The organism is Listeria costaricensis (assembly GCF_900183385.1).
Classification (GTDB): Bacteria; Bacillota; Bacilli; order Lactobacillales; family Listeriaceae; genus Listeria; species Listeria costaricensis.
Genome location: NZ_FXUT01000015.1, coordinates 40,082 through 50,098 on the forward strand (window position 1 = coordinate 40,082; position 10,017 = coordinate 50,098).

At 41.9% G+C, this 10,017-nt stretch carries 10 protein-coding genes; 6 read left to right on the plus strand and 4 right to left on the minus strand.

The features are described 5' to 3' along the window. Positions 1-403 precede the first annotated feature (403 nt). On the plus strand, positions 404-991 hold the full coding sequence (locus CS921_RS12110) for a peptidylprolyl isomerase (RefSeq protein ID WP_099224238.1): 588 nt from the start codon (positions 404-406) through the stop codon (positions 989-991). Positions 992-1,253: 262 nt separating this feature from the next. On the opposite strand, the gene CS921_RS12120 is transcribed toward CS921_RS12110, so the two are convergent. Beyond that, positions 1,254-2,618, minus strand: coding sequence for an aspartate kinase (locus CS921_RS12120; protein ID WP_099224242.1), 1,365 nt, complete (start codon positions 2,616-2,618; stop codon positions 1,254-1,256). Between the two features lie 218 nt (positions 2,619-2,836). Here CS921_RS12120 and CS921_RS12125 point away from each other — a divergent pair, with 218 nt between their 5' ends. Further along, positions 2,837-3,142, plus strand: a complete 306-nt coding sequence (locus CS921_RS12125; protein ID WP_099224244.1) for a PTS sugar transporter subunit IIB — start codon at positions 2,837-2,839, stop codon at positions 3,140-3,142. A gap of 56 nt (positions 3,143-3,198) precedes the next feature. Here CS921_RS12125 and CS921_RS12130 read toward each other — a convergent pair whose 3' ends face one another. From CS921_RS12130 to CS921_RS12140, 3 genes are all read right to left on the minus strand, one after another. Continuing rightward, on the minus strand, positions 3,199-3,879 hold the full coding sequence (locus CS921_RS12130) for an ABC transporter ATP-binding protein (protein ID WP_099224261.1): 681 nt from the start codon (positions 3,877-3,879) through the stop codon (positions 3,199-3,201). Next, positions 3,879-4,982 carry an ABC transporter permease gene (locus CS921_RS12135; protein WP_099224246.1) on the minus strand — a complete coding sequence of 368 codons (1,104 nt, stop codon included), beginning with the start codon at positions 4,980-4,982 and terminating at the stop codon, positions 3,879-3,881. The genes CS921_RS12130 and CS921_RS12135 overlap by 1 nt, the downstream gene beginning before the upstream one ends. A 173-nt stretch (positions 4,983-5,155) precedes the next feature. Further along, complete coding sequence (locus tag CS921_RS12140) at positions 5,156-6,322, minus strand: MalY/PatB family protein (protein ID WP_099224248.1); 1,167 nt, start codon at positions 6,320-6,322, stop codon at positions 5,156-5,158. A gap of 164 nt (positions 6,323-6,486) precedes the next feature. Here CS921_RS12140 and yugI point away from each other — a divergent pair, with 164 nt between their 5' ends. From yugI to CS921_RS12160, 4 genes are all read left to right on the plus strand, one after another. Then, a complete protein-coding gene (yugI, locus tag CS921_RS12145; RefSeq protein ID WP_099224250.1) occupies positions 6,487-6,837 on the plus strand; it encodes a S1 domain-containing post-transcriptional regulator GSP13 in 351 nt (116 codons plus the stop codon). Positions 6,838-7,030: 193 nt separating this feature from the next. Further along, positions 7,031-7,453 (plus strand): NUDIX hydrolase, encoded by a 423-nt coding sequence (locus tag CS921_RS12150; protein WP_099224252.1) that lies wholly within the window; start codon positions 7,031-7,033, stop codon positions 7,451-7,453. 77 nt (positions 7,454-7,530) lie between these two features. Further along, positions 7,531-8,883, plus strand: coding sequence for a glucose-6-phosphate isomerase (locus CS921_RS12155; RefSeq protein ID WP_099224254.1), 1,353 nt, complete (start codon positions 7,531-7,533; stop codon positions 8,881-8,883). 105 nt (positions 8,884-8,988) lie between these two features. Further along, the gene (locus CS921_RS12160) at positions 8,989-9,747 is read left to right on the plus strand and encodes a DeoR/GlpR family DNA-binding transcription regulator (RefSeq protein ID WP_099224256.1); all 759 of its coding nucleotides are present in this window, start codon (positions 8,989-8,991) and stop codon (positions 9,745-9,747) included. Positions 9,748-10,017 lie beyond the last annotated feature (270 nt).

Consider the following 10,017-nt stretch of genomic DNA (forward strand, 5'->3'; position numbering starts at 1 on the left):
CTTTTTTCCATGAAAAAAAGATAGACAGCTTAACTTTATAAATGGCGGGCAAGGTTTGAGGACGAATGTTAAATAGGAAGAAAACGCCTATATTTTTGCTAGAGGGCAATCAAAAAATAAAATTTTACAGATAATGCCCGTTGTCAAACGATGAGAATAAACGATGTCAGAACTGGAAATAGGGCTGCCTTATAAAGTTCATTTTATTTCAAAAAGCAGTCCATTCATTATAGAATAAAAAAGAGCAAGCCGAAAAGCCATGCGTGAAAAGGAGAAAACATGATTAAAAAAATTGTGATTTGGACATTGGCTGTTATACTAGTAATGTATCTTGTTGCCGTATTCATCAATCTGCTCATCATCTGGTTCGGCAGCTAAATCTAATCAAAGGAGCTATCAATACATGAACTATCCTCAATTATCAAAAGAAATTGCTGAAAACGAAATTTCAGCTGAAATGGTCACAAACCGCGGAACAATCAAATTAAAATTATTCCCAGAAATCGCCCCGAAAACGGTCGAAAACTTTGTGACACATGCCAAAAATGGCTACTATGACGGTTTGATTTTCCACCGTGTCATTCCTGAATTTATGATTCAAGGCGGCGATCCAGACGGTCTTGGAACAGGCGGCGAAAGCATCTGGGGCGGCCCATTTGAAGATGAGTTTTCTCGCTATGCATTCAATCTTCGCGGTGCGCTTTCAATGGCCAATGCTGGCCCGAACACAAACGGCAGCCAATTTTTCATCGTCCAAAAGCCAGATATGCCAGAAGATATGCTGGAACAAATGCAAGCGGTAGGTTTCCCAGCAGAAATCATTGAAGCCTACAAAGAAGGCGGCACACCATGGCTTGACGGTCGTCATACGGTTTTCGGTCATGTTGTCGAAGGCCTTGACATCGTGGACAACATTGCAAATGTCCCAACTGGCGCACAAGACAAACCAGTCAATGACGTCATCATTGAAAAAATCAATATTTTAGATTAAATAAGAAAGCGGCTGGGAAATTAGCGCTCCCAAAAAGATGGATTTTCAGGTCTACCTTTTGGCGGTGCACTATCATACGAGCCGTTTTTTTGAAAAGAACAACAGCTATATCCAGACATAAAGCAAGTCTTTTGCAAGCCAGAAGAAATGGCGCCATTTTCATTTTTGCGATCAAGCAAGTAAAATCGCCTTTCTGGTTGAATGTTACGCATAAAAAAGCGCTAGTCTCAGCTTATTAGGCGAAGACAAGCGCTTTTTTCTATCAGGAAACAGGCACCGAGCTGAAAAATTCATGGTAGAGCGCTCTTACCGCCTGATGCTCCTGTTCCTTTTTGACACCAAACATGATGCTCACTTCCGACGAGCCCTGATTGATCATTTCAATATTGACACCAGCATTCGATAAGGCTCTCGAGGCCCGATAAGTCGTGCCGACATTGTGCCGCATGGCTTCACCGACCACCATGAGTAGCGAGATGCCATGCTCGACAACCACTTGATCGGCATCCACTTCATGCTTCAACCGCTCGATGACGTGGCGTTCTTTCTTTGCGTCAAGCTGATTTTCGCGTAAAATAATCGTCAAGTCGTCAATCCCAGAAGGCATATGCTCATAGGAAAGTTCTGCCTCCTCTAAAATCTGCAAAATTCGCCGTCCGAAACCAAGCTCACGGTTCATTAAATATTTGCTGATATAGATGCTGCAAAAACCGTCGTCACTGGCGATCCCAACGACCGGACCATTTGAAGCATCGCGTTCACGAATGACACGAGTTCCTGAACCGTCTGGATTATTGGTGTTTTTGATATGTACAGGAATCCCAGCCCGAAAAGCCGGAACAAGCGCTTCATCATGAAACACCGAAAAGCCAGCATAGGAAAGTTCCCGCATTTCCCGATAAGTCAGCTCATCTACCTTGCACGGATTTTTCACAATCGCCGGGTTGACCGCGAAAACGGCATCCACATCGGTGAAATTTTCATACAGCTCCGCCTGAACACCATTCGCCACGATGGCTCCTGTAATATCTGAGCCGCTCCGAGAAAACGTACGAATTTCACCGGCCTTGGTATAACCAAAGAAGCCAGGAAAAATAACCAATCCCTTTCGCTCACGCAAGGCAAAGAGGTTATCATAAGATTCCGGTAAAACGCGTGCACTCGCATGTTCATCCGTGACAAACAGCCCAGCATCGAACGGATTCACATACTCCGCATCCATCCCCTTAAAACGGAAGAAAGCCGCGACAAGTTTGGCATTATTATCCTCACCGCTCGCCTTCATCAAATCCATAAACTGATCAGGATCTGACTTATCTGACTGTAAAATTTGATGGAGATTGTGTTCGATTTCCTGAATGATCGAGAGCTCCATCCCCATATCCTGTGCGATTCCGGAATAACGCTCAATAATCGTCTGGAATAGGGCATCCGTACTTTCCCCGAGCAGCGCCTTGGCAGCACAATCAATCAAAAGATCCGTTACCTTGGTATCCTCCTTGAACCGTTTTCCGGGCGCTGAAACAACAATGATTTTGCGGTCTTTGTCGCTTTTCACTACATCAAAAACTTTATGAAGCTGCACACTTGAAGCAAGTGAACTGCCGCCGAATTTAATTACTTTCATTCCACAAACTCACTCCTGTTTTAGTAAAAAGTTATTGTCTATTATCGCTTGTTTTAAGGAAAAGCGCAATCTATTTTTAGTAAATTTTAAAAATTTGTTAAGGTTCATACTTATCAGTCTGTTTGGTAAACGTTTACTTGTTAAATAAGCGGAAAATGCGTATAATGAAGAAGGTAAGGTACAAAATATATTCCCTTTGTTGGAAAGGAAGATTTGACATGAAAAATATCGTTTTGGTTTGCGCAGCAGGAATGTCTACTAGCCTATTAGTTACAAAAATGCAGCAGGCAGCAACAGCGAAAGGCGAAGAGTGTAATATCAACGCTTACTCTGTTTCTGAAATTAATAATGTAATCAATGACGCAGATGTGGTGCTTCTCGGCCCACAAGTTCGCTATCAAAAAGACTCCATTGAAAAACTTGCCGATGGACGTATGCCAGTGGATGTAATTGACATGGCAGCATACGGAACAATGAACGGCGAAAAAGTTTTGGGTCAGGCGCTTGATCTGATCAATAAATAAACGGTATAAAAGTAAACCCCGAAGTGCGTATCATCAGCATTTCGGGGTTTTTTGTATTAGCGTTCTTTCGTCAAAAGACCGTCTTCCATTCGATAAACATGGTCGCAAAGGTCAAGCATCCGCTCATCATGTGTGACCATAATCGCAGCGCGTTCCGTACCAACAACTTCAGCTCGGATTAGCTCCACGACTTCTTTACTGCGCTTGGAATCAAGACTGGCAGTTGGTTCATCGGCCAAAATCACAGATGGAGAATTGATCAGCGCACGCGCAATGGCAACCCGCTGTTTCTCACCACCCGACAAATCACGTGGATAAAAGTCGGCTCGATCGGTCAATCCCAACTGTTCCAAAAGATACATCGTCTGTTTTTGAGTAGCAGTCTTATCTTTAGACGCCAGATTTCCAATAAAACGAATCTGATCCTTCACTCTTAGGTAGGGAACAAGATGAGCCGCTTGGAAAATAAAACCGATCTCATTCAGACGCAAAGCAGTTTGTTCTTTCTTCGACAAATGGCTGATTTCCTTGCCGCCGATCGTAATACTTCCTTCTGTAGGTGTCAAAAGCGCACCTGCTAATGAAAGAAATGTACTTTTCCCAGAGCCACTTGGGCCAACAATAGCCGTCAGTTCCCCTTTTTTCACCGTGAAATCAGTCGGCTTTAAAGCTTCCACCACAGAACGTCCAGAAGGATAGGTTTTTCGTACATTACTAAAACGAAGCAATTCTGTCATCATTCATCACCTCCGCGAATCGCATCAAGCGCATCGACTTTTGCTACTTTTCTAAGTGAAAGCAGGGAGCCGAGTAGCGCCACTACAAAGAAAATCAGACTGTAAAGCACGATCGTCAGGGAAGAAAGTCTAAATGGCATCGCTTCTGGCAGAACACTTGGAAGTAGAAGTGTCACGCCCACACTGATCGCAATACTAATCAGCGAAATGATCACAACTTGAATAATGACGCTGCCAGCAATCGTACTGGTTTTAGTTCCAAGTGCCTTCAAAATACCAAACTGCGTCGTTTTTTGTAAAGTCATCACATAGAAGAAGGCGGTTAAAATAAAGCCACCGATCACAATTAGAAAGGCAATCATCATGTTAAGCGTCATTTGTTCCGCCGAGTAGCCCGGAATCTGATTTAAGAATTCATCAGACGTCAAAGTGGTCAGTTCTTTATTGCTGAGCTTCACACCTTTATCGGCATCCTTCGTCTTGATGGCAATGGCATTGATTTGCGGCACTTTTTGGTGATAGAGCACCGGATTGATCGATTGCCAAGTGGCCATATTGATATAAACAACCGGAGCATGGCTGTATTTCTGATCTTCCGTAAAGCCGACAATTTTTAATTCCTTGTTCAGCATATCGTCCATCAACACATCGCCAAGTTTTAAGCCATCTTTTTTGAGCGAACTATCGACGACAATCTCATCAGGCTTCGTCACAGATAGTCCTTTTCCTTCCACGATCTTGGGATCAAGAAATTGACCCGGCTGAATCGCAAAGAAGGCAATACTATATTTTTTATCATCACTTTCACGTTTGAGCGTCTGCATAGACTGACCTAAAACAGCGGCATCTTTGACATTTTCATCATTTTTGACTGCTGTGAAGTCAGATTCTGGAAATTGGGAACGTGAAAGCTTTCCTTGTGCATCTTTTGTAATCGCATAGTAGGGAACGCCGTTATCTGAAACAGACGAAGCGTTATCATAAGCAAGCCCATTTGCCAAACCCGATAAAATGAGGGCGAGCAGCATGATCAAAATCATGATACCAGTTACGAGCAGGTACCGCAGCTTTGAAAAAAGCAATTCGCGAAAACCTAAAAACATCTTTTCAACTCCTTTTTGATTGCGATAAAAAAACTGGGCGAAAAACGCTCAGTTATTATCATATGTACTACAAATTTAGTATACCAAAATTAACATTTGATTACGAAAATAACGCTTAAAATAGAAAAAACGACCGCAGAGGGAAGATGCCTCAAACGGTCATTCAACAGCCATCATTTTTTAATACCGGCAATCAGTGCCGCAACACCTTTTTCCAATGTTTCTTTTGGACAGGCAATGTTTAAGCGAATAAAGCCGCTGCTACTTTTGCCAAAGCCACTACCCATCTGCACGCCACAGCCAGCATCAATGATATCCTGATACAAGGTTTTTTCATCTTTCGGAAGTGCACGGGCATCCAACCACATCAAATAAGTGGCCTCAAGCTCTGTCACGCCAATTTCAGGAACTTCCTTCTTCAGCGCTTCCTTCACATATTCATAATTGGAATAAATATAGTCGCGCAGCTCGTCCAGCCAATCCTCACCTTCATTATAGGCAGTTTCCATACCAATCAGTCCGAACACGTTCAGCCCGGCCGCATGCTCATAACGTTGAAATTCTTTGAAGCGGTCCCGTAATTGTTCATTCGTAATGACTAAATAGGAGGCCTTAATTGCAGCCAAATTAAAGGTTTTTGTCGGTGCCATGAGCGTAACAATCTGATCCTGATAATCCGGTGCAGCCACAACCAGCGGATAATGCTTGCGCGATTTAACCACTAAATCAGCATGGATCTCATCAGAAACGATGGGAATCTGGTATTTCTTACAAAGTGCGACCATCTGCGTGAGCTCTTCAAGAGACCAAGCTCGACCACCCGGATTCTGCGGATTACAAAGTATAAACAATTTAACATTTTCCCGTTGAATTCTTTCTTCCATATCAGCCAAATCAATATGTAGACGATTATTTTCATATTTCAATGGAGACATTACGACTTTCCGCTTCGTTTCCCTTGTTACATTGAAGAAGGGTGGATAAATCGGTGAATGCATTAAAACAGCGTCTCCCTCATTCGTCAGTACACGGAGAGCAAGCGAAATTGAAGGAACAACAGCCGTATTGAAAAGCAAGTCCTCTTTTTTGAAATGAAACTGGTGACGCCGTGCATTCCAATTGATAATGGCTTCTTTTACTTGATCAGAATGTGCCGAATAGCCGAAAACGCCATGCTCGACACGCTCTTTAAAAGCTTCTAGTACAGGCTTTGGCGCACGAAAATCCATATCTGCTACCCACATTGGGATGATTCCTTTTCTGCCGAACAGCTCTTCCGCGCCGTCCCATTTTTCTGAATCCGTACCTAAACGGGGGATGACTTCATCAAATTGACTCATATAATAGGCCTCCTTTAAAATTAAGCTATTTCCGACTATTATTGTATCATATAAAAGCACTTGGAAGATTACAAAAAAACGTTGAAATTTAGATTTATTGTACTATTTTTCTCAGAGTGTTATAATTTAATATTATCGGTAATTTGGAAAGTAGGTGTTTGGGAATGAGTTCTTATAAAGTTGGAGATACAGTAACCGGAAAAGTAGCTGGAATCCAAGGCTACGGTGCATTTGTGGCGCTTGATGATGAGACGCAAGGATTAGTCCATATTTCGGAAATCACACATGGTTTTGTCAAAGATATCCATGATTTCCTTGAAGTGGGTCAAGAAGTAAAAGTGAAAATTCTTGATATTGATGAAGAAAATAACAAAATCAGCTTATCGATTCGCGCAACTGAAAGCGTGAAACCAGCAAACAAAACCAGCAATAAAAATGAACAAAAAGGCGCTGACGAAGGCTTCAATACGTTACGCGACAAATTGCAAGAGTGGGTAAAAAAAGCTGACAAATAAACCAGCTTGTGACTAAGTGGAAACTTTCATGTTGAAATGGAAGCTTCCATTCCGCTTTATTCTAAATTGACTAATATTTTAGAACAAACTAAAACTTATTTACGATTTAAAGTTAAAATTTTTAGATTATTTGCTAGAATAAAATAATTTAACTGCCAATTTAGAAAACTTTGACCAAAAAAGGAGGATTTCAGTGAAAAGGACAATCAATGTGGAAGCGTTTATTTATAACGAAAAAAAAGACGAGATTTTGGCTGTGAGAAAACGTGATTTGACATGGGGCTTCCCGGGCGGTTCAGTAGAGACGGACGAAACGATGGAAGACACCCTTAAGAATAAAGTGAAAGAGCAGACAAATGTGGATATCCGCATTGATAGTTTACTTTTCTGCAAAGAGCGGCGTACTGAGTGGGAGCATGTATGCACGTTTGTATTTAAGGCAAGTGCCAAAGGTGATTTTCAGAATATTCGAAGTGGGGACAGTATTTTCAGAGCCAAATGGTTGTCAATCCCGTCAGCTGATGATTTGATCCAGCTAGATAATCTCGTTCTGAACAAGCTGATTTTCGAACGGGGCGTCCTTTATGAAAATCGAAATGAATTTCCGGTCAGATAATCGCATCATTTCTTGATAAACTTTGGACTTTGTAATAAAGTTAGTACAGAACCTAAATATTTTTTGGAGGGAAAATGATGACACATATTAAATTTGATTATTCCAAAGCGTTACGTTTTTTTGAAAAACGCGAAATCGATTATTTAGAACCAGCTGTAAAAGCTGCCCATGATGCTTTACATAATGGTACTGGTGCAGGCAGTGATTATCTAGGCTGGATCGATCTTCCAACGAATTACGATAAGGAAGAATTCGACCGCATTTTGAAAGCATCCGAAAAAATCAAGAATGATTCTGAAGTTCTGATCGTAATCGGAATCGGCGGCTCTTATCTTGGCGCCCGTGCTGCGATCGAAACACTCAATCATTCCTTCTATAATGTTCTTGAAAAAGGCGACCGCAAAACGCCACAAGTTTTCTTTGCAGGAAACAGCATCAGCTCAAGCTACTTGCATGACCTAATTGAAGTAGTTGGCGACCGTGATTTCTCCGTTAACGTGATCTCTAAATCTGGTACAACAACTGAACCAGCAATTGCGTTCCGCGTGTTCAAAGAATTGCTTGAGAAAAAATACGGCAAAGAAGAAGCGAAAAAACGCATTTATGCAACCACTGATAAAGCAAAAGGCGCGCTTAAAACGCTTTCGGACAATGAAGGCTATGAAACTTTCGTTGTACCTGATGACGTTGGCGGCCGTTTCTCCGTTTTAACAGCAGTAGGCTTACTACCAATTGCTGTCAGTGGCGTAGATATCCAAGCCATGATGGACGGCGCAGCAGCAGCCAGCAAAGATTTTGCAGCACCATCACTTGAAGATAATATTGCTTACCAATATGCAGCAGCACGTAATGTTCTTTACCGCAAAGGAAAAGTAACAGAACTGCTTATTTCTTATGAACCAGGTCTACAATATTTCAACGAATGGTGGAAACAATTATTCGGCGAAAGTGAAGGGAAAGACAAAAAAGGCATCTACCCATCCAGTGCCAACTTCTCGACAGACTTGCACTCCCTTGGTCAATATATCCAAGACGGACGCCGCAACCTATTTGAAACAGTCATCAAAGTGGACAAACCACGTCACAATTTGACCATCAATAAAGAAGAAGTTGATTTGGACGGCTTGAACTACTTGGCAGGCGAAACAATCGATTTCGTTAATACAAAAGCTTTTGAAGGAACTTTGCTTGCTCATACAGACGGCGAAGTACCAAACTTTGTTGTAGAAGTCCCAGAACTTGACCCATACACATTCGGCTATTTAGTTTACTTCTTTGAAAAAGCAGTCGGCATCAGTGGCTACTTGAATGGCGTCAATCCATTTGACCAACCAGGCGTTGAAGCATACAAAGCTAACATGTTCGCATTGCTGGGCAAACCAGGCTTTGAAGATAAAAAAGCAGAACTTGAAAAACGCTTGAACGACTAAAACGACCCAACCAAAATGATATGTAAAAAAAGGGTTCTACGGTGCAGAATGATTAGCACTTTAGGACCCTTTTCATTTAAAAAAGAGAGAAGAGGTGGCAAAAAAGTGCTTTCCATCGAAAGAAAACGGGCAGTCGTCCAATATGTCAAAACGCGCAAAATTGCAACGGTCACCGAACTTGCCAAGCATTTTGCAGTCCATGAAGCCACTATCCGCCGTGACCTGGCCGTTCTAGAAAAAGAAAAGAAGCTGAAGCGAACTCACGGTGGCGTCATGATTGAAGAAAAAGTAGTCTCAGAGCCCGACTGGAAAAAACGCAGCGAAGCCCACTATGAAGAAAAACGCCGAATTGCGGCTCATGCAGCCACGCTGATCCAAGACGGCGACACGATTATCCTAGATGCCGGCACAACGACCGGCCATATTGCCGAAGCATTAAAAGAACGCGCCAAGCTGACCATCATCACAAACGATATCAACGTAGCCTCGATTATGCGGTTCTCCCAAAGCAAAGTCATCGTAACCGGCGGCGTCTTATATCCGGAAACTTATATTTTGAATGGCATGATCACAAGCGGCACATTGCGCAATCTCCACGTCCATAAAGCTTTTGTTACAACGCCCGCATTAGATATTGATAAAGGATTGATGCACTATGATGAATACTTGGTACCTGCTAAGCAAGAGATGCTTCACTCAGCAGATGAAGTAATCCTCGTAACAGATCATACGAAATTCGGCCGCATTTCTTTATATAAATACGCAGAGCTGGATGAAATATCTTCTATTATCACCGGAAACGAACTTGATCCAGTATTAAAACAGCAATTTGAGGAGAAAGGCGTGCAGATTCACACGACCTAAAACCATTTGATCGTCTGTTCTTATGGCTGTATAAATATAGCTGAAAACATGCCAATTTAAACTTTTTTCATCTTTCTTAAAAAAAGTTTGCCAAAACTATTGACGAATGCATAAAAAGTTGGTATATTTATAAACGTTGCTGATGCACACGAAACGCTCAGCTAACTGAAATGAATGACCTTTGAAAACTGAACAAAACGAAGATGAAAAAGCGATGAGACATTATGTTTCACCATTAATTCATAGGGCAGGAAATGAAGAATCATTTCC